At 68.8% G+C, this 18,117-nt stretch carries 21 protein-coding genes and 1 pseudogene; 14 read left to right on the forward strand and 8 right to left on the reverse strand.

Annotated elements, in window-relative coordinates:
• Positions 1-315: 315 nt before the first annotated feature.
• Together KSO97_RS01950 and KSO97_RS01955 are read right to left on the reverse strand one after the other, a co-directional pair.
• Positions 316-1,425 carry a HigA family addiction module antitoxin gene (locus KSO97_RS01950; protein ID WP_232676184.1) on the reverse strand — a complete coding sequence of 370 codons (1,110 nt, stop codon included), beginning with the start codon at positions 1,423-1,425 and terminating at the stop codon, positions 316-318.
• A 50-nt stretch (positions 1,426-1,475) separates the two neighbouring features.
• A complete protein-coding gene (locus KSO97_RS01955) occupies positions 1,476-1,793 on the reverse strand; it encodes a type II toxin-antitoxin system RelE/ParE family toxin (RefSeq protein WP_232676186.1) in 318 nt (105 codons plus the stop codon).
• Between the two features lie 356 nt (positions 1,794-2,149).
• On the opposite strand from KSO97_RS01955, the gene KSO97_RS01960 reads away from it, so the two are divergent.
• From KSO97_RS01960 to KSO97_RS01975, 5 genes and pseudogenes are all read left to right on the forward strand, one after another.
• Positions 2,150-2,395 carry a DUF2188 domain-containing protein gene (locus tag KSO97_RS01960; RefSeq protein WP_232676188.1) on the forward strand — a complete coding sequence of 82 codons (246 nt, stop codon included), beginning with the start codon at positions 2,150-2,152 and terminating at the stop codon, positions 2,393-2,395.
• Between the two features lie 7 nt (positions 2,396-2,402).
• Positions 2,403-3,194 carry a DUF1883 domain-containing protein gene (locus tag KSO97_RS01965; RefSeq protein WP_232676189.1) on the forward strand — a complete coding sequence of 264 codons (792 nt, stop codon included), beginning with the start codon at positions 2,403-2,405 and terminating at the stop codon, positions 3,192-3,194.
• A 520-nt stretch (positions 3,195-3,714) separates the two neighbouring features.
• On the forward strand, positions 3,715-4,368 hold the full coding sequence (locus KSO97_RS01970) for a tyrosine-type recombinase/integrase (RefSeq protein WP_232676190.1): 654 nt from the start codon (positions 3,715-3,717) through the stop codon (positions 4,366-4,368).
• A 175-nt stretch (positions 4,369-4,543) separates the two neighbouring features.
• A pseudogene (locus tag KSO97_RS18420) lies at positions 4,544-5,311 on the forward strand (SIR2 family protein); the annotation flags it as partial.
• A 292-nt stretch (positions 5,312-5,603) separates the two neighbouring features.
• Positions 5,604-6,356 carry a hypothetical protein gene (locus KSO97_RS01975; RefSeq protein ID WP_232676191.1) on the forward strand — a complete coding sequence of 251 codons (753 nt, stop codon included), beginning with the start codon at positions 5,604-5,606 and terminating at the stop codon, positions 6,354-6,356.
• Between the two features lie 52 nt (positions 6,357-6,408).
• Here the strand turns inward: KSO97_RS01975 and KSO97_RS01980 are convergent, their stop codons facing one another.
• The 3 genes from KSO97_RS01980 to KSO97_RS01990 form a co-directional block, all read right to left on the reverse strand.
• A complete protein-coding gene (locus KSO97_RS01980) occupies positions 6,409-7,023 on the reverse strand; it encodes a hypothetical protein (protein WP_232676192.1) in 615 nt (204 codons plus the stop codon).
• 109 nt (positions 7,024-7,132) lie between these two features.
• Complete coding sequence (locus KSO97_RS01985; protein ID WP_232676193.1) at positions 7,133-7,777, reverse strand: dihydrofolate reductase family protein; 645 nt, start codon at positions 7,775-7,777, stop codon at positions 7,133-7,135.
• Between the two features lie 32 nt (positions 7,778-7,809).
• On the reverse strand, positions 7,810-8,235 hold the full coding sequence (locus tag KSO97_RS01990; protein ID WP_232676194.1) for a hemerythrin domain-containing protein: 426 nt from the start codon (positions 8,233-8,235) through the stop codon (positions 7,810-7,812).
• A 366-nt stretch (positions 8,236-8,601) separates the two neighbouring features.
• Here KSO97_RS01990 and KSO97_RS01995 point away from each other — a divergent pair, with 366 nt between their 5' ends.
• The 9 genes from KSO97_RS01995 to KSO97_RS02035 all read left to right on the forward strand — a co-directional run bounded on the left by KSO97_RS01995 (position 8,602) and on the right by KSO97_RS02035 (position 15,631).
• Positions 8,602-9,972, forward strand: a complete 1,371-nt coding sequence (locus tag KSO97_RS01995) for a serine hydrolase (protein WP_232676487.1) — start codon at positions 8,602-8,604, stop codon at positions 9,970-9,972.
• A gap of 219 nt (positions 9,973-10,191) precedes the next feature.
• The gene (locus KSO97_RS02000) at positions 10,192-10,752 is read left to right on the forward strand and encodes a hypothetical protein (protein ID WP_232676195.1); all 561 of its coding nucleotides are present in this window, start codon (positions 10,192-10,194) and stop codon (positions 10,750-10,752) included.
• 184 nt (positions 10,753-10,936) lie between these two features.
• Positions 10,937-11,689 carry a DinB family protein gene (locus tag KSO97_RS02005; RefSeq protein ID WP_232676196.1) on the forward strand — a complete coding sequence of 251 codons (753 nt, stop codon included), beginning with the start codon at positions 10,937-10,939 and terminating at the stop codon, positions 11,687-11,689.
• Positions 11,690-11,763: 74 nt separating this feature from the next.
• Positions 11,764-11,982, forward strand: a complete 219-nt coding sequence (locus tag KSO97_RS02010; protein ID WP_232676198.1) for a hypothetical protein — start codon at positions 11,764-11,766, stop codon at positions 11,980-11,982.
• Complete coding sequence (locus KSO97_RS02015) at positions 11,979-12,695, forward strand: nitroreductase family protein (RefSeq protein WP_232676199.1); 717 nt, start codon at positions 11,979-11,981, stop codon at positions 12,693-12,695. The genes KSO97_RS02010 and KSO97_RS02015 overlap by 4 nt, the downstream gene beginning before the upstream one ends.
• Positions 12,692-13,651, forward strand: coding sequence for a zinc-binding dehydrogenase (locus KSO97_RS02020; protein WP_232676200.1), 960 nt, complete (start codon positions 12,692-12,694; stop codon positions 13,649-13,651). The genes KSO97_RS02015 and KSO97_RS02020 overlap by 4 nt, the downstream gene beginning before the upstream one ends.
• Positions 13,648-14,412 (forward strand): enoyl-CoA hydratase/isomerase family protein, encoded by a 765-nt coding sequence (locus KSO97_RS02025; protein ID WP_232676201.1) that lies wholly within the window; start codon positions 13,648-13,650, stop codon positions 14,410-14,412. Before KSO97_RS02020 ends, KSO97_RS02025 begins: the two co-directional genes overlap by 4 nt.
• Positions 14,413-14,479: 67 nt before the next feature.
• A complete protein-coding gene (locus tag KSO97_RS02030; protein ID WP_232676202.1) occupies positions 14,480-14,971 on the forward strand; it encodes a MaoC family dehydratase in 492 nt (163 codons plus the stop codon).
• A 39-nt stretch (positions 14,972-15,010) separates the two neighbouring features.
• A complete protein-coding gene (locus KSO97_RS02035; protein ID WP_232676203.1) occupies positions 15,011-15,631 on the forward strand; it encodes a TetR/AcrR family transcriptional regulator in 621 nt (206 codons plus the stop codon).
• A gap of 197 nt (positions 15,632-15,828) precedes the next feature.
• Here the strand turns inward: KSO97_RS02035 and KSO97_RS02040 are convergent, their stop codons facing one another.
• The 3 genes from KSO97_RS02040 to KSO97_RS02050 are packed head-to-tail and all read right to left on the reverse strand — an operon-like array spanning position 15,829 to position 17,901.
• Entirely contained in the window at positions 15,829-16,347 is a 519-nt protein-coding gene (locus tag KSO97_RS02040) for a flavin reductase family protein (RefSeq protein ID WP_232676204.1), read from the reverse strand.
• A gap of 1 nt (position 16,348) precedes the next feature.
• On the reverse strand, positions 16,349-17,176 hold the full coding sequence (locus KSO97_RS02045) for a VOC family protein (protein ID WP_232676205.1): 828 nt from the start codon (positions 17,174-17,176) through the stop codon (positions 16,349-16,351).
• Positions 17,173-17,901 carry an enoyl-CoA hydratase/isomerase family protein gene (locus tag KSO97_RS02050; protein WP_232676207.1) on the reverse strand — a complete coding sequence of 243 codons (729 nt, stop codon included), beginning with the start codon at positions 17,899-17,901 and terminating at the stop codon, positions 17,173-17,175. Before KSO97_RS02050 ends, KSO97_RS02045 begins: the two co-directional genes overlap by 4 nt.
• Between the last annotated feature and the right edge of the window lie 216 nt (positions 17,902-18,117).

Genomic DNA, 18,117 nt, shown 5'->3' on the forward strand with positions numbered 1-18,117 from the left:
CCAGCGGCTGGCCTCGGGATCGCGTGTGCGCTGAGGTGCGTCACTTCGCCCACAAAGACGCACGTATGAGCGACAGCAGCAAATGTCCGACGAGTGGCCCATCGAGCCGTCGATGCGGCCTTGGCCGCGACCAGGCCGCGCTTGGTCCGCCTCGTATGGCCAAGGTGCAGGAGCGAATCGGAAACCGATTCCCGTCTCCACGGACGGACGCGCCGCTTGCCGACGCTCCAAAATCACGGCGCTCAATCGGAGTCGCGCGGTAGCGCCGGCGGCTGTCTTGGCAGGCCGTTGATCCCCACCCGAGCGCGCATTCACCTACCACGCCGAGCGTGTGAACGTCCCGCGGAGGTCCACGCACAACTTGTTGCCCCACTTGTAGTCGAGCAGCCTCATGCGATGCATCTGATGTACTGCAACACCGGGCGACACTCCGACCTCGCGAGCGATTCGCTCGATGGCACGGTCGGAGGTATGACCTTGGAATTGCTCCATTCCGCCCTGGCCGAAGAGGGTGTCCTTGGCGAAGAGATTCGCGTTCTTCTCCGCCACGCTGTTCCTTTGCTTCTCCGACTTGAAGTCGAAGTGCATCTCTCCTCGTGGATCGTTGAGTACATGGCCGAGTTCGTGAAAGAGGGTCCAAACGATGAAGCCGTCCTTGCCCCATCGGCCCGTTTGCTGAATGACGGGGACCTTCTTGTCGATCCATCTGGTCATCCCGAGTAGTGGGAACTTGGCCGGAGGCTCGACCATCATGAAGACGACACCGACTCGGGCGAGCATCTCTGCCAAGTCATTCAAGAGGTCTGCGTCAGACAATGCCGCACGTGCGCGAAGGTCGGGCAAGATGCGTTGCAGCTCGGCGGGGTCATAGTTGAAGCGCCGGCCTGCCTCGAAGCCTTCGGCTTGCTCGCCCGCGCGCAACCAAGTTGAAAGCAGCGTTGGCTCAATGGGGACATTCGCTCCTTGCTTGAGTGCGGCTAGTGCGTAGTCGCCTTGGCTCGCGGTCTCGTTGAGCAACTCGTATGCGCTCCATGTTCCGCAGCGATGAAACGCTAGAAAGTCGGAAACCAACTGACCGGGAGTTGTCTTGGTCGCCTTCGTGGCGCCGATCTTGCGGAGGTACTTGGCGGCTTCCGGATCGATCTGGTCCGCGTACTTCGCGAGTTCCTGTTCCTCGGCGATTCGGGTCTGGTCCGCTTTGTACAAAGCCTCGTATCGCAGCCACGCGTCTGCCGGTATCCCGACGACTCGTTCGAGTCGCATGGCGGTGTCGGGGGTGATTGGCGCACGTGCGTTGATGATTTCGTTGACCTGCTTGCGGCTGCAGCCGAGCATGTCGGCCACGCGTTGCTGGGAAAGGTCGTACTCGTCGATCCACTCCTCGAGGTACGCGCCAGGAGCGACTGCGTAGTTGGTGTTCGTCATGGTGTTCACTCCTTTCGGCTCTTCCTGTGCCAGTGGCGTGTGCCGATGGGTCAGTGGTAGTCGGTGATCTCAGTGACGGTTACTACGTGTGCTTCCCATGTCTCCCCGTCTCCTTCGGGGCGGAAGATCAGCCGGAAGTTGTCACTCACCTTCCCTGCCCAGTGCCCCGGGCGGTCAGCCTTCAACTCGTGCCACTTGCCAAGCGGGTCGATCGTTGGAAGGTCCCCCACGGTGCTTGCTGTCTCCAGCGCCTTGATTCGGAGCGGAAGCTTCTTCGCGACATCTGCCCGCTTGCGCCGCATCCAGGCGTCGTCGGTGCACAACCGCTCTAGCTTCGGGTCGTCATACTCGACTCGCACAGTTGTCACCGATCTCGTTACACACTACAACATGTCTGGGTGTATCATTCCCGAAAGAACAGGTTGGGGGCAGATGCGACGCGCGTCATACCGACGATCGCCGTGATGCAGAGACGAGTCAGTTCAAACAGAGGCTCGTCCCTGAAGCATGGGCAGCGCGTGGCTCGGATCCAGCGACCGGCCGGTCAGCAACAAGAAACAAAGAAGCGACCCCGCTCCAACGAGGTCGCCTCTTCATATCCGAGGTCAAGGACCGTCGGTCTGCATAGTTTGGGAACCAGCAGACCAAGAGCCTAACGGAGACCCCTGCCCGGCGGGAAGACGCCGGGCGCTCCTCCTCGGATGAACAGTTCGAGGAGAAGATCATGAGCGGCAACAACAACCGGCATGTGGTGCCAGGCAAGAACGGCGGCTGGGACGTCAAGAAGCCCGGCTCCAGCAAGGCCAGCGCCCACACCTCCACCCAGAAGCAGGCGCAGGACCGCGCCCGCGAGATCGTCCGCAACGCCGGCGGCGGCGAGGTGAGGATTCACGGCCGCGACGGCAGGATCCGCGACTCCGACACCATCGCGCCGGGTAACGACCCGAACCCGCCGCGCGACAAGAAGTGAGGCAACCATGCAGCACCTCTACTTCGACCTGAAGCAGCAGAAGAAGGGCGCCACTGCAGTCGTCACGCTCGACAAGCAGGCCAACGTTCGCCTGATGACGGCTTCCAACTACAGGTCTTTCAAGTCCGGCCGCCGCTACTCCTACCAAGGGGGAAAGGCGACCCAGTCGCCCGCCAGGCTCGCCATCCCAAGCAGTGGGCACTGGTTTGTCGTGGTGGACTTGGGCGGTCTCGCAGGCCGTGTGCGCGCGAGCGTCGCAGTTCAGCCTCCGCCGCCCGGCATGCTTCCGGCGCTGCGGCAGGAGAACCGCCTCAGGGACGTGCAGGTCCGCGAGCCGGTCGAGCCCGAGGGCGACGTGCTGGGTGGTCAGACCTGGGATGTGTTCATCTCCCACGCGAGCGAGGACAAGGAGGCGGTGGCCATCCCGCTACGCAACGCTCTCGCTGAGCTGGGCGTGACGGTGTGGTTGGACAAGACCGAGCTTCGCCTCGGTGACAGTCTGCGGCGCAAGATCGACGAAGGCATCCGCGCGAGTCGCTTCGGCATCGTCGTGCTCTCGGAGACGTTTTTCGCCAAGGGCTGGACCAACCACGAACTCGACGGACTCGTCACCCGCAACGTCGCTGGTGAGCAGTCCCTCCTGCCGATCTGGCACGCCCTCTCCGCCGACCAAGTACGAGCGCACAGCCCGTCTCTGGCCGACAAGGTGGCGCTGAGCACGGCGGAAACGTCGATCGACGAGGTGGCCAAGCAGATCGCCGCGGTCGTCAAGGGCGAGTCCGACGCGGAGGTCGCGTAGCGGCTGAACGAAGTCACAGCGTCGACCCTGAGGAATCTCTCCGCAGGGTCGACGCCCCGCGTCAGATCGTCGCCTCCCACCGGTTCAACGGACTTGCAGCTCCGCGACTTTCCGCCGCTTGCGCGGCTTGGTAGCAGCCGACTCATCAACACCGTCGGGTGCCACTGCTGCGCGTAGCGTCGATTCTCTGACCTCGTCGTGTCGACGGCGAGCACGGCAGGTCACCCCGGCATCGCCGCGGAGAACTCCATGACCAGCCAAGACGCTCTTCGGGAGCTGATGCCGTTCCAGCCAGCAAACCTGACGCCCGCGCAACTTGCCGCCGTCTCGTTCCTCGCCCGCTACTCCGGACTGACTCACCGCCTGTACGCCTACCAATTGCGCCGGTGGTTCGCCTGGTGCGAGACCAACGGGATTGACGCCTTGATCGGCGTAGAGCGTGCACACGTCGAGCTCTACGTCCGCTCGCTGTCCGAAGGTGGCCTAATGGCCTCCGTCGGTCGGCACGATGATGCATGGGGTGCGCGGGTACTTCCGATTCGCCCACATCGACGGCCTCACCTCCACCGACCCAGCGGTCTACGCCCGGCTACCCGAGGTGCATCGTGACGAGTCGCGTACCCAAGGACTCGACCGGCTCGAGCTCATACGGTTCCTCCAGGTTGCCAAGACGATCACCGTCCATCACGGCGCTCTCGCCTACCTGCTGGGCATCAACGCCTTGCGGGCCCCGGAGGCGGCAGCGGTCCGGATCGAGGACTACGCCGAGACACTGCGTGGCCACCGCGTCCTGCGCCTCGTCGGCAAGGGCAACAAGCCCGCCACCATGCCAATCACAGTCCCGGTTCTGCGAGTCCTTGAGGCATGCCGAGGCGAGAGGAGTACCGGACCCCTCATCCTGCGTCCGCTCACCGGCAACCCAGTTGATCGACGTGACGTGTATCGGATGGTCAAGCGCATCGCCCGAGCCGCAGAGATCCCGCGACACATCAGCCCGCACTCGCTGCGCCACGCCGCGATCACCAATGCCCTCGACGCGGGCGTCCCGCTGCGGGACGCTCAGATCCTCGCCCGGCACGCTGACCCGCGAACCACCGAGCACTACGACCGTGCCCGAGGAAACCTCGACCGCCACGGCGTCCACTTCCTCACTGCCTACGTCGCAGGCGTGTAGCTTCCGCGGCACGCCACCCACTATGGGCGCCCCCTAACCGTCTGTTACCGCTGCGATGCCGCGTCCAGGTGACCGTGGGCGTCGCCTTCTTGGTGACCTTTCGGAATCGGTCGGCGTTCCGCGCAACACTGTGAGCGTGACGAAACCCGAACCTGAATCAGTCGCAGCGGAGGCCATGGTGCCGGTCGTACCTGGTCGTGCGCTCAGTCCAGCGGTTGCTCTCGCTACGGGTGTTCATGCCTGCCCAGGCGTCTACGCGCTGCTCTTGGGGTCCGGGGTGTCGACGGCCGCGGGTATTCCCACGGGGTGGCAGGTGGTCGTGGATCTGGTTCGTCGTGCTGCCGCAGCAACCCAACCCGACGACCCGGCAGCCGTGGACGCCGCCGCTGGTGATCCAGAGAGATGGTGGAGCGAGAACGGTGACGGCGCGCCGTTGGGCTACTCGAACCTCCTGGGGTCCTTAGCCTCCACCTCGGCAGCGCGCCAAGCCCTGCTCGCCGGCTACTTCGAACCATCGGATGAGGACCGCGAGGCCGGTGCGAAGCATCCCACCGCCGCCCACCGAGCGATCGCATCCCTGGCGGCGCGAGGGTCCATCAGAGTCATCCTGACCACCAACTTTGACCGGCTCATGGAGCGTGCCCTCGAAGACCTCGGCATCTCACCCCAGGTCATCCATAACCCTGACCAAGTCAAGTCGGCAACTCCGCTTGCGCACTCCAGAGTCACCATCGTTAAGCTCCACGGCGACTACCTTGACCTGGAACAGCGCAACACCGTCGACGAACTCTCCTCCTATCCCGAGGCCTACGACCACCTCCTTGACCGGGTCTTCGACGAATACGGCCTTATCGTCTCGGGTTGGTCAGCAGACTGGGACCACGCCCTCGTCGCTGCCCTCGAACGCCGCGCCACCCGCCGGTACCCCCTTTTCTGGGGCGCCTACTCCAGCCCCTCGGGGAAGGCCCGCCGGCTTATCGCACAACAAGACGGCGGCTTGATCTCGAACGTCACCGCGGACGCCCTGTTCGGGACGCTTACCAGTCAACTAGACGCGCTCGATCGGCTCGCGGCGCCACCCCTGACCCGTGACATGGCGGTGGCACGACTGAAGCGGGTCCTGCACGACCCGGTGCGACGGATCGAGGTCGCCGACACGATCCACGCCGAGACCGACCGCCTTGTCCCGTGGATCGCCGACCAAGCCAGGTTCCCGGTCTACATCCCAACCGGACGTGCCTGCTGCCTACGACCACGCCCTCGCCTCCATGCGCGCCGAGTCCGACACCCTGCTGCACCTGCTCGCCACTGGAATATTCCACGACGACGGTGCTCACGACCGCATCTGGCTCAGCGCTATCGAACGGCTCATGACAGCCCGCAGCCGAATCGACGGGAATTTCAACGAGTACCTCGACTCTTACCGGCACTACCCGGCGCTCCTGGCCCTGTGGGTCGCCGGCGTCGCCGCGATTGCGGCCGAACGCGAAGGCATCCTCGCCGAACTCCTCACCAAGCCGACCTGGCGGCCGCAGTTCAACGACCGCACTCCACGGTGCGCGGCAGATGCTCTACGCCCTATCTGGTTGCTGGAGCCCACCTGGCTCAACCAAATGCCGAGATGGGGCGAAGGGGCCCGCTGGATCTACCCCGCTAGCCACGTGCTCCGGTTGGACGCCCGGGACGCGGTGAACCGAGTCCTGCCCGACGACGCGGCATACGCTGAGGCGTGCGACCGCTTGGAATGCCTGGCCTCCTACGTCGCCGTCGATGCTGTCCGTGAACCGTCGCGCAATGCGCCGTGGATGGGTGAGTTCGTCCTAGACGACAGAACTGACCGCGCAGGAAACGGCGTTGCCACCCGCATCGCCGGCGAGATCACGCCGGACTGGGCGATGCTCGCCGCATTCGGCAACGACGTGGCTAGGGCGACCAAGGCGGCAGATGACACGGCCGAGTTCGTCCGAGAGCACGGCCGCCGCTGGTAAGCGGAATGCCACGCCGCCCAGTTTCAACCGGACGGAGCCCATTTCGCCGTGCTCAGGCGTCAGCGTCGTCGATCTCGACCCGGAATGGCTTGCTTTGGTCCGGCAGCTTCTTCGTCAGCGCGGCGATCTCACGCGCCACGTCGACCAGCGTGCCATCGTGACGCGCCACGGACTCACGGAAGTCAGCCAGGTCGATGATGTACTTGTTGACCGGCACCGCTCCATGAGGGCCTTCGCAGGAAATGCGGACGCTGTGGGCCAACGAACCAGTCCGGTTCACGAGGGCAGGCGAGGGTCCGAGAGTCCAGTGAAGAGTGCGCCCGGGTGCGAGCGACGAGAGACCGTCACGCAGGCGCTGATGCATTGCCTCGAGGTATTCACCCTCGTGATCGGTTGGCAACGGTGGGTCGATCAGCACCCGCACGTCCGTTGCGACGGTCGAACCGGAGTTGCCGACAACGAACTCCAAGTTCCAACCATTCCGCGATTGAAGGCGAACGTCGGCCCAGATGTAGGGCGAAGACGAACCCTCCGAGATCGCCTGCTGAAGGTCAGTCTGCCGTCTCATCTCGCCGACCTGTTGCCAGACGAATCGGCCCGACACCGCAGCCGCAGCAGCGGCTGCGACCGCCGCCAGCGCCGCGATCACCGCAATAGTGGTCTCCATGGTCGAGACGCTACGCAACGGGTCCGATAGCTTCCGCCACGCCCATATGTGATTCATCGAATCGAAGGTGCGTCATTGCACCGCAAGGGGTGCCGCAGAGGCCGTCTGCCTACCGCGAGAACGTGAGGTGGATGGCGCCGCTCTCGGCGACCTCGGTGGCGACGGCGTAGCCGGACTCCAGGCCACGAAGGTCGTCCCAGACGGCGATGCCGCGGCCGAGGATGATCGGGGTGACGGTCACGTGGAACTCGTCGACCAGCCCGGCCAGGAGGAAGGTGCGGGCGGTGCCGACGCCCCCGCCGATCCGGACATCGGCGCCGCCTGCGGCCGTCTTGGCTTCGGCGAGCACGTCCTCGACGGGCGCGTTGCGGAAGTGGAAGGTCGTGCCGCCCTGCATCTCCAGGTCCGGGCGCGGGGCGGTGCCGGTCAGCACGAAGACCGGGCAGTGGAAGGGCGGCTCCTCGCCCCACCAGCCCTGCCAGTCGGCGTCGTCGGGATGGGCGTGGAAGCCGAACATCCCGGCGCCGAGGATCTCCGCGCCGATGTTCTCGGCGTAGCGGGCGGCATACCCGTCGTCCACACCGGTGGTGCCGGCGCCGCTGGTGTCTCCGAAGGTGCGGGAGCGGACGCTGCGGGTCGCGACGTAGGACGCCATCAGCGGACCCCAGTCCTCGCCCATGGGCTGCTCGGGGCTCTGCCCGCCGGAGACGTAGCCGTCGAGGGAGATGTTGAGGTCGAGCCGGACTCGGGACATCGCGTTTCCTTCGGTTCGGGTGGTGGGCTGGTTCAGAGTGGGCCGAAGACGTCGTGGACGTCGGCTCGCAGGTCGAGGGAGTCGAGCACGGAGAGGAGTAGACGCTCCTCGTAGCCGAAGTGCGACTCCATGATGGCCGCGATGCCCTCCAGATGGCGGTCGAGTTCGCTCGGACCGGCGCGTTGCTCGACGGCGCGCTCGAGTCCCGCGAGCAGGTAGCCGATCATCGCGTGGTCCTGCTCCAGCTTGCGCAACGTCTCTCGCAGGTGCGGGTGGGCTGCGGCGATCGTGGGGAACAGCTCGCGGTCCTCGCCCTCGTGGTGCTGGGTCAGGGCCGTGCAGAAGCCGTGGCAGAACAGCTGGAGGTCGCGGGTCGCGGTCTCGGTGGGGTCGCCGGCGATGACCGCTTCACGAGTCACGTGCAGGGCCTCGCGCAGTCGATCGTGCACCGCGCGCATCTCACGGCTCCAGGCAACGAGCCTGGCGTTCTCGCCCTCAGTCACGTGAGGGCGAAGGGCTGGACGACGTCATCGTCACGTCCTTCGGTCCGACGCCTCCATGCCTGACACGGTCTGTCACCGGCACGCGACGTTGGGGTGATCGTAGTCGTGGCTGGTGGGGTGCGGGGTCTTCCGCCGTTGTCGGGTGCGGGGGCTTCGAGACGCCCGCCGGCGGAGTGGCGTCCGGCATCTCGACAGGCTCGATGACCGGGGCGGGTGGCGTCCGGCATCCCGACAGGCTCGATGACCGGGGCGGGTCGGCGTGCTGGGGTAGCGTCCGCGGGAATCCACCATGGAGACGATGAGGTGACTGCGGTGAAGCGGATGCGTCTGGCCGGATCTGTCGCTGCGGTGTTGATCGCGGGTGCCGCCCTCACCGCCGTGCCCACGGCGTCCGCGGCCGCGACGACTCCGCGTCCGCCGACCAGTTGCGCCCTGCCCGGCGCGGGGCAGGCCTTCGGCGCGGCGAAGCCGTCGGAGCAGAACCTGGATGCGGCGAAGGTCGCTCGTGCGGTCAGCATGCTGAGCCTGCGGTTGCGGCTCTCGGTGCAGGTCTTCCGCAACAACTGCCTGGTGTCCCAGAGTCCGCTGACGGCGCTGACGTCGTCGGTGCACAACAACGTGTGGAGCGTGACCAAGTCGGTCACGTCGCTGCTCACCGGCATCGCGGTCGGTGACGGCGAGCTGGCGCTCGACGACCCGATCGGCCGCCACCTGCCGACCGGGCCGGGCTGGGGTGACGCCGCGCACCGGGCGATCACCGTGCGTCAGCTGCTCACCCAGACCAGCGGCACCCGGCAGTCGATCCTCGCTGAGGCGGCGTCCACGGCGACCGACCCGAACCTCGCTCGGGAGGCGCTCGCCCAGCCGTTCGTGTACCGACCCGGTGCGAAGTTCCAGTACTCCCAGCTCGGGCCTGCGCTGCTCGCCTACGTCGTGCAGCGCGCGGTCGGCGAGGACCTGATCGCCTTCGCCCAACGCCGGCTCTTCGGGCCCATCGGCATCAGCGACGGCAGCTACCTGTGGCTGCGCGACCGCTCGGGCATGGCCTACGGCTACAGCAACTTGTTCCTCACTCCCGGGCAGCTCGCGCGCCTCGGGCTGCTGATGAGCAACGAGGGCCGGTGGGCCGGCAAGCAGATCGTGCCGCGCTCCTACGTGCGCGCCGTCAGCCGCCCCACCGGCACCAACGGTTGCTACGGCCTGCTGTTCTGGACCAACCGCGGCACCTCGTGCACCAGCGCCGACATCCCCGCCGCGCAGACGCTGAACCGACGCGCCATCCCGTCCGCCCCGGTCGACGCCTACGAGATGAACGGCACCGGCGGCCAGCTCGTCGTCATGATCCCCAGCCTCGACATGACCGTGGTGACCACGGGCTACTTCGGCAGCCTCGCTCTCAACCCCGGCGTCGTCCTGGGTGCGGCGCCGGACGAGATGCAGTGGACCTTCTTCCGCGAGCTGATGGCCGCCGTGCAGGACGTCGACGTGCCCGACGCGGGGCCGTACCGCGGCGATCCGATCTCCTTCGACCTCGACCCGCGCAACTTCCTCGATCCATCGGTGCTGCTGACGAACCTCGTCACCAATCCGCAGTGCAACATCGTGTTCTGCGACGGCGGGATCCCGACGAAGGGGCTGTGGCAGAACCTGCTCGCGCTGCCGGGGCTGGTGCCGGGGCTGGGTGTGCGGTAGCCGGGGACGGTCGACTGGCGGTCGAGGAGGTCGCTCTGCGACCGTCACGAGACCCGGTGAGCCGGACGCCTGCCCCGGCCGACGTGGGTTTCGAGACGCTCGCCGAGCTCGCTCCTCAACCACCGGAGGGGTGCGGGCTCCGCAACCATCGGGGCGCGAGTTGCCGGCGATGCACCAGACTGGTGCCATGCGCGGGAACGACGTCGTGAGGGGGCGGCCGTGAGCGACTGGCTCAACGGTCTGAGCACACTCGACCTGCTGTTCTTGATCGGTGTCCTGCTCGTCGCGACCTCCGTCGTCGCCGCCATCGTGGGCGCGGTGCTGGTGCGGTTCGGCATGCGTCAGCCATGGGTGCTGCGCCGCGCGAGCGCTCTGGCGTTCAAGCTGCTCGAACTCATCAAGCGGCCGCTCACCATCGTCGTGCTCGACGAGGTGGCCGCCGTCATCCAGACCGGCCACTACACCAAGAACATCTCCGAGGCGCTGCGGGAGAACCACGAGGAGCTCAAGGCACTGGTGGCCGAGAAGGTGCGAGAGGACCCGAGTTCACGCGTGGTCAAGCGGCTGCCGGGCTACGACACCATCGTCGACGAGGTCACCGAGACGACGTTGCGCGTGATGATCTCCATGCTCGGCGACCCGCGCATGGACGAGCTCATCTCCGACCTGCTGCGCAACAACCTCGAGCAGATCAAGGTGGCGGTGCGCCAGCGCGAGCACCAGCAGATCGAGTCGCGGCCGGCCGACCCGGTGCCGCCGACGGCACCCGGGGTTTCGTGACGGTCGCTAGCGCGAGCTCCTCAACCACCGGGGTGGCTGCTAGCGCGAGCTCCTCAACCACCGGGGTGGCTGGTGGTCGAGGAGGTCGCTCTGCGACCGTCACGAGGCCTGGTGAGTCGTCAGGGTTTCGTGACGCTCGCACCGGCGCCTTCCCGCGAGGCGGCCGACGCCCCAGACTGGCGCCATGCCGATCGAGAACGGGCCTGACGGGTCGCTGCGCGGGGCGAGGATCACCGACGCCAGTCTGCGCGGGGCGCGCTTCGAACGTTGCGACCTGAGCGACGTCGTGCTGCGTGCGGTGCACGTCGACGGCGCCGAGATCGACGCGCCCTGGCTGCTCGAGGGCGAGGGGTCGCTCGTCGTCAACGGCATCGACGTCGCCCCCTTCGTCGAGGCCGAGCTCAACCGGCGATTCCCCGGCCGACACCTGCGTCGCGCGGCTGATGCCGACCAGCTGCGGGCGGCGTGGGCGGTGCTGGAGGAGGCCTGGGCACTCGCCATGACCCGTGCCGACGCGCTGCCGGAGGACACACTGAACGCCAGCGTGGACGGCGAGTGGTCCTTCGCCCAGACCCTGCGCCATCTCGTGCTCGCGACCGACGTCTGGCTGCGCGGAGCGGTGCTCGAGATCGCCGACCCGTACCACCCGCTCGGGATGCCTCACGCCGAGTACGCCACCGACGGTTACGACACCAGCGTCTTCGACGACCGCACGCCGACCTTCGCCGAGGTGCGCCGTCTGCGCGCGGATCGGCAGGCGATGGTGCGCGATCACCTCGCCACCCTGACCGACGCCGAGCTCGCCGTCCCGCGCGACAACCCCTGGGCGCCAGGGCATCCGGAGACCACGCTGGCCTGCCTGCGCACGATCCTCGAGGAGGAGTGGGAGCACCTCCGGTTCGCCCTGCGCGACCTGGATCAGCTCACCGCTTCCTGAAAGCTCGCCCCGTGGGAGGAGGTGGACAGACGCGTCGAACATGCATACCATCCGGTCGGAATGAGGGAGGCTCCGTGAGCACGGATCTGCACGACATGCTGGCGACGACGCGCAGTGCGCGGCGTCGACTCGATCGACGTCGGCCGGTGCCCGTCGAGATGCTCGGGGAGTTCCTGCTGGCCCTCGGCGCGCCGCTCGCGCCCGTGGTCGCGCGGCTCGCCCCTCGGTCCGATGCCACCCGCCACGCCACACTCGCCCGTGGACGGGCCGGAGTCGCCGAGGCGGCCCGGTGAGCGAGTCGCACCACGCAGCAGGTGGCCCGGTGATCACCGACATCGACCAGGTGCTCACGACGACGAGGGCGGTCCGCCGCCGGCTCGACCTCGACCGGCCGGTACCACGCGAGGTCGTCGAGGAGTGCCTCGCGCTCGCGCAGCAGGCGCCGATGGGCTCGAACCTGGAGCACTGGCGCTTCGTCGCGGTGGACGACGACGTACTGAAGGAGCGCGTCGCCGCGCTCTATCGCGACATCTGGCACGAGACGGTCGTCGCGCCCCTGGCCTCGGGCGAGGAGGCGACCACCACGCGCCTCGCGCCCAGCACCCGGCCCGACGACGCCACGCGTCACCGTCAGGAGCGCGTGCTCGGCAGCGTCGAGCACCTCGTCCACCGCCTCGAGCGGGTTCCGGTGCTCGTCGTCGCCTGCAGCGTGAAGCCGCTGCCATCGGAGATCGTCGGCGGCACCGCCTCGGGCTACTACGGCTCGATCTTCCCCGCCGTGTGGTCCTTCCAGCTCGCGCTGCGCTCGCGCGGCCTCGGCTCGGTGCTCGCCACCGCGCTGGCCCACCGCGCGGAGGAGGTGCGCGACGTGCTCGGGCTCCCCGCCGCATGGCGTCCCATCACCCTCGTGCCCGTCGCCTACACCCGCGGGCTGACCTTCGCTCCGGCCGCACGCGGGCCGCTGCACGACGTCGTCAGCTGGAACGGTTCGGGGGAGCAGCGGTGAAGGCCGCCGTCGTCGAACGGGCGGCGCCGAAGGATCCGCTGTCGGCGCTCGCCGTCCGCGACGACGTCGAGGTACCGACCCCGCCCGACGCGGACTGGGTCGAGGTGCGCCTGCGCGCCGCCGCGCTCAACCTGCACGACGTCTGGCTGCTGCGCGGTGCGGGGCTGCGTGAGGACCTGCTGCCGCTCGTCCTCGGCAGTGACGGCGCCGGCGTCGCCGAGGGTCGCGACGTGCTGCTGCACGCCGTCCTGCCCGATGCGCCGGGAACCCTGGCGCCTGGCGCGACGCTGCTCTGCGACGGCGGGTACGGGACTCTCGCCCAGCGCACCGCGGTGCCCCGCACCCATCTCGTCGCCAAGCCGGCGCATCTGGACTGGGCTCAGGCGGCGTGCCTGCCCACCTCCTGGCTGACGGCGTGGCGGATGCTCACCACCCAGGCCGGGGTACGTGCCGGCCACCGCGTGCTCGTGCAGGGTGCGGGTGGGGGAGTGGCCACCGCCGCGGTGCAGCTCGCCGCCGCCATGGGATGCGAGGTGACCGTCGCCGCCCGCGACGTCGAGCGTGCCGAGCGCACCCGCCCGCTCGGGGCAGCGCACGTCGTCGCCGCCGGCGATCGGCTGCCCGCACTGGTCGACGTCGTCATCGAGTCCGTCGGCGCGGCGACGTGGGAGCACTCGTTGCGGGCCCTGCGCCCCGGAGGCACCGTCGTCGTGTGCGGCGCCGCCACCGGCTTCCACGCCGAGACCGATCTCGCCCGGGTCTTCGCCCGTCAGTTGCGGATCCTCGGGTCGTCCATGGGCACGCTCGCCGAACTCCACGACCTGGTGGCGTTCGTCGAGCAGCACGCGCTCGAGCCGGCGATCGACGTCGTGGCCACCCTCGACGGCGTACCCGAGCAGTTCGAGCGGCTCGTCGCGGGCCGGCCGTTCGGCAAGATCGCGGTGGACCTCACGTGAGCACCAGCGCATCGACGGCGGTGCGCCGCGAGCGCCGCGGCCCGGCGAGCTGGGCCGTGATCGACCGGCCCGACCGCGCCAACGCGTGCGGCACCCCGGTGATGGCCGCGCTCGAGGCATGGCTCGACGACGCCGAGCGCGACACCGCCGTCCGGGTGCTGGTGCTCGCCGGTGCAGGCGGCATCTTCTGCCCCGGAGCCGATCTGAAGGAGGCAGGCTCGCTCGCCGCCGACCGCGATGCGCTCGTGGCGTTCCTGCGCCGCGGCCGCGATCTGGTGACCCGTCTCCGATCCGCACGCGTGCCGGTGATCGCCGCCGTCGACGGCGTCGCGTTCGCGGGCGGCCTCGAGCTGATGCTCGCGTGCGACCTGGTGATGGCGACCCCGCGCGCACGGATCGGCGACCGTCACCTCAGTCAGGGCCAGGTGCCCGGGTGGGGCTCCTCCGCGCTGCTCGCGGCGGCGATCGGCGCGACGTCCGCGACCCGCTTGCTGCTCGGCGGCGAGATCTGGACGGCGGAGCAGGCCCAGGAGATCGGCCTCGTGGGCGACGTCGTGCCGATCGACCGCCTCGACGCCCGCGTCGCCGAAGCCGTCGACGTGCTGGCCGCTCACGACGCAGACGCGGTGGACCGGATGCTCCGCCTGACCCGGCGCAGGTCCGCCGACCTCGACGACGCCCTGGAGCTGGAGTGGCAGGTGCTGCTCGAGCACGTCGACCGGTCGCGCGCCCGCGAGCACGCCGCGGCGTTCCGCCGTTGAGACCCCCGCGCCTGCACACCGACCACGCCGCCACATCGTTCAGCCCACCCGAGTTCCAGGAGAGTCCATGACCGAGACAGCCGCCCCCGATGCCCCCCGCACCACCCGGGTCGACCGGCCGGCCGGCCTGCTCGACCTCGTCGGGCAGGAACTCGGCCGCAGCGGCCCGATCGTGGTCAGTCAGGCCGAGGTCGACACCTTCGCCGATCTCACCGACGACCACCAATGGATCCACGTCGACGTCGAGCGCGCAGCGTCCGGGCCCTTCGGCAGCACTGTGGTGCACGGATTCTTCACTCTCGCCCTGGTGCCGCGGCTCCTCGCCGACATCCTCGTGGTCGAGGAGTTCTCGATGGGCGTGAACTACGGGCTCGACCGGGTGCGGTTCGTCAAGCCGCTCCCGCCGGGCGAGGAGTTGCGCGCCGTCGCCGTCCTCACCCACGCCACGCCGATCGGCGACGGCGCGGGAGTGCAGGCAGGAGCCCGCGTGGCGTTAGAGTTCGCGCGCGACGCACAGACCTGCTGTGTGGCCGACATCGTGTTCCGCTACTACGACTGAGGCGCGGAACGGCCCACTGGATAGACGCAGGAGTTGGACATGGCCGAGGAGAAGACGGGCCGTCGACGCTGGCCGGACGGGTACGACCCCCAGCGCACTCGCAGCCATCTGGTGTCGAGCGCCCTGCGCCTCTTCGAGGAGCACGGCTTCGACCGCACCTCGCTGCAGCAGATCGTCGGCGACGCCAACCTGACCAAGGGCGCGTTCTACCACCACTTCGAGAGCAAGGAAGATCTGCTCTGGCGCATCCAGGACGAGTACCTGGAGACCCAGCGCGAGGGAGCTCTCGCCGTCGTCGAGAAGGGCGGCGATCCGCTCGACCAGCTGCGTGCCCTGGTCCAGCTCAGCCTCGAGGGCGTCGCCGAGCACCGTGCGCACGTCGCCATCTTCCAGCAGGAGCGACGTCACCTCACCGGCGAACGGCTCATCGAGGTGACCCGCAAGCGCGACGAGGTCGAGACGATCTTCCGCTCCGTCGTCCAGGCCGGTATCGACGCCGGGCGGTTCCGCTCCGACGTCAGCGCCCGGATCGTCACCTTCGGCATCCTCGGCATGTGCGCCTGGGCCTTCCAGTGGTTCAACCCGGCCGGCTCGCTGAGCATCGAGGACGTCGCGGACCAGTTCGGCGCCATCGTGCTCGACGGCCTGCTGCAGGACTGACCACGTCGTCCGGCGGTCGAGGAGGCCGCGCGGATTCGTTGGTGGTCGAGGAGGTCGCTCTGCGACCGTCTCGAGACCCGGCGAGAGGAACGGCAGCCTCTCGGCGCACCGGGTCTCGAGACGCTCGCTGGCGCTCGCGCCTCAACCACCGGGGTCCGCTCGCTCCTCGACGACCGGGGGCCCTGAGACCTGGCAGGTCAGGCGGTCGGCGCGACCGGGCCGACGGGCGCGGCGAACCGGCCCTGGTAGAAGGCCAAGGCCGAGAGCGGCGACGGCTTCAGGTCGACGTGGTCGACGTCGAGCAGCACGATGACGTGGTCACCGCTGTGGATCCGGTCGCCGACCGTGCCGAGTAGCGTCGCGGACGTGTCCGGCAGCACCGGCACGCCACCTGGACCGGCGCTCCACGAGACGCCGGCCAGCTTCTCGGCAGCGGTGACGCCCGAGGTCGCGAACCGACGGGCGATCTCCTCCTGGTCCTGGCGCAGCACGTGCACCGCGACTCGGGTCGCGCGGGAGATCAGCGGATAGCTCGAGGCGGAGGTGCCGATGCAGAACAGCACCTGCGCGGGCTCGAGCGAGACCGAGGTGAAGGAGTTGACCGTCAGTGCCGCGCACTCGCCGTCCGCGTCGATGGCGGTGACCGCGGTGACGCCGGTGGGGAACTGCGAGCACACGGCCCGGAACTGGGCGGTGTCGAAGAGCGGCTCGGTCATGTCAGGCACCTGTCGTGGTCGGGAAGAGGGCGCTCCGGCGCAGGCCGGTCTCGAGCGCGATGAGGTTGAGCGCGTTGCCTCCGGGGTCGTGCACGACCACCAGAACGCCGTGCTGGGTACGCACGGGGCCGAGACTCAGCGCGCCGCCGAGGGCGAGCACCGACTCGACGGCCGCGTCGATGTCGGCGACGCCGAGATAGGGCAGCCACCGTGCCGGCAGCACGTTGGGCCAGACCTGCTCCAGCTCCAGTACACCGGCCACCGGCAGGTCCTCGCCGACGGTGAGCACGGTGTAGGGCTGATCGGTCGGGGAGAGGTCACGGCGCGTGTCGAAGCCGAACAGCTCGCGGTAGAAGGCGATCGACCCGTCGGGCTCGCCCGTCGAGAGCTCGTTCCAGCAGAGGGCGCCGACGGTGTTGAGCGACTCGATGCCGGCGCGCGCCTCGCCCTGGTAGAGCCCGAGGATCGCGCCGAACGGGTCGACCACGCAGGCGCCGACGCCGGCGTCGGGCAGGGTGCGGGGCGGCTGCACGATCTCCGCGCCCAGCGCCAGCGCGCGGCGGACGGCGTCCGCGGCGTCGTCGACGGCCACGTAGGTGATCCACCCGCGGGACGCCCCGCCGTGCAGGTGCTCGGCCGAGACGATCCCGGCGACGTCGCGGCCGTCGAGTGAGCACATCCGGTACACGCCGTCACCCAGGCGCTCGTGGCGCACCTTCCACCCGAGCAGGCGGACGTAGAACTCCTCGGCGGCGTCCGCGTCGGCGGCACTCAGCTCGATCCAGGCCGGCTCGCCGGCGAGGAAGCGGGTGCGACCGAGGGTGTTCATGCTCGCGCCGATCCGCTGCGCAGCGACCTCGCGGCCGCGAGATAGGCCGGCTCCGGCGACCCGACGTCGAGCACGGCACGAGTCGCTGCGACGACGGCGCGCGAGGTGCCGGGAGGGTTCGCTGCGATCTGGGCGGCCAGATCGGCTACGGCGTCGTCCAGTTCGTCCGGGTCGACCATGCGCGCCGCGAGCCCCCACGCCGTCAGCTCGGTGGCCGTCGCGACCTTTCCGGTGTGCACGAGGAGCGCGACGGCCGGCGCGGGGAGGCGGTCGAGCATCGTGTGCAGCACCCCGCCCGGGCAGATGCCGAAGCGCGCCTCCGGCAGCGCCAGGGTCGCCTCGGAGGAGACGATCGGCACCGTCACCGAGGCGAGGAGACCGGCGCCGAAGCCCGCGACGCGGCCGCGTACCGCCGTCAGCACGGGCACGGGAAGCGCGGCGATGCGGGCCAGGAGCGCGTCGTTGTCGCGAAGATCGTCCGCGATCTGGCGCTCCGATGCCATCGCGAGGTCGGCGAAGGTGGAGGTGTCCCACCCAGCGCAGAAGTGCGCTCCGGCCATCTCCAGCACGAGCACGTGGACCTGCTCGTCGTCGGCCGCTCGCTCCAGCGCGGCGACCAGGTCGGCGAGTGCGGGTGCCGTCATCGCGTTGCCGCGGGCGGAGCGGTCGAAGCGGACCGTGGCGACGGAACCGTCACTGGTCAGGCCCACGTGGTGTTCGGACATGGGATCAGATAATACATACCAGTCGGTATGAATGGAAGAGGGCGGCGGCGATCGATCGCGTGGGGTCGTGCGACGGCCGCAGTGCAGCCGTCCCGACCGTTGGGTCCCCAGCGTGTGCGGCCTCCTCGACCGACGGCGACAGGCGCCCTCAGGGTGGCCGATGCCTCGACGGCTACCCCCGACCGGAGAGGATGTGATCACGGTCTCAGGAAATCG

The sequence above is a fragment of the Nocardioides sp. R-C-SC26 genome (genome assembly GCF_021246465.1).
GTDB lineage: Bacteria > Actinomycetota > Actinomycetes > Propionibacteriales > Nocardioidaceae > Nocardioides.

Excerpts from the sequence above, each read along its gene's own strand:
- KSO97_RS02030 (WP_232676202.1), top strand. The coding sequence starts at position 14,480 with ATGACCGAGACAGCCGCCCCCGATGCCCCCCGCACCACCCGGGTCGAC.
- KSO97_RS02045 (WP_232676205.1), bottom strand. The coding sequence starts at position 17,176 with ATGAACACCCTCGGTCGCACCCGCTTCCTCGCCGGCGAGCCGGCCTGG.
- KSO97_RS02040 (WP_232676204.1), bottom strand. The coding sequence starts at position 16,347 with ATGACCGAGCCGCTCTTCGACACCGCCCAGTTCCGGGCCGTGTGCTCG.
- KSO97_RS02050 (WP_232676207.1), bottom strand. The coding sequence starts at position 17,901 with ATGTCCGAACACCACGTGGGCCTGACCAGTGACGGTTCCGTCGCCACG.
- KSO97_RS02005 (WP_232676196.1), top strand. The coding sequence starts at position 10,937 with ATGCCGATCGAGAACGGGCCTGACGGGTCGCTGCGCGGGGCGAGGATC.
- KSO97_RS02035 (WP_232676203.1), top strand. The coding sequence starts at position 15,011 with ATGGCCGAGGAGAAGACGGGCCGTCGACGCTGGCCGGACGGGTACGAC.
- KSO97_RS01990 (WP_232676194.1), bottom strand. The coding sequence starts at position 8,235 with ATGCGCGCGGTGCACGATCGACTGCGCGAGGCCCTGCACGTGACTCGT.
- KSO97_RS01980 (WP_232676192.1), bottom strand. The coding sequence starts at position 7,023 with ATGGAGACCACTATTGCGGTGATCGCGGCGCTGGCGGCGGTCGCAGCC.
- KSO97_RS01950 (WP_232676184.1), bottom strand. The coding sequence starts at position 1,425 with ATGACGAACACCAACTACGCAGTCGCTCCTGGCGCGTACCTCGAGGAG.
- KSO97_RS01965 (WP_232676189.1), top strand. The coding sequence starts at position 2,403 with ATGCAGCACCTCTACTTCGACCTGAAGCAGCAGAAGAAGGGCGCCACT.
- KSO97_RS01995 (WP_232676487.1), top strand. The coding sequence starts at position 8,602 with ATGCGTCTGGCCGGATCTGTCGCTGCGGTGTTGATCGCGGGTGCCGCC.
- KSO97_RS01985 (WP_232676193.1), bottom strand. The coding sequence starts at position 7,777 with ATGTCCCGAGTCCGGCTCGACCTCAACATCTCCCTCGACGGCTACGTC.
- KSO97_RS01960 (WP_232676188.1), top strand. The coding sequence starts at position 2,150 with ATGAGCGGCAACAACAACCGGCATGTGGTGCCAGGCAAGAACGGCGGC.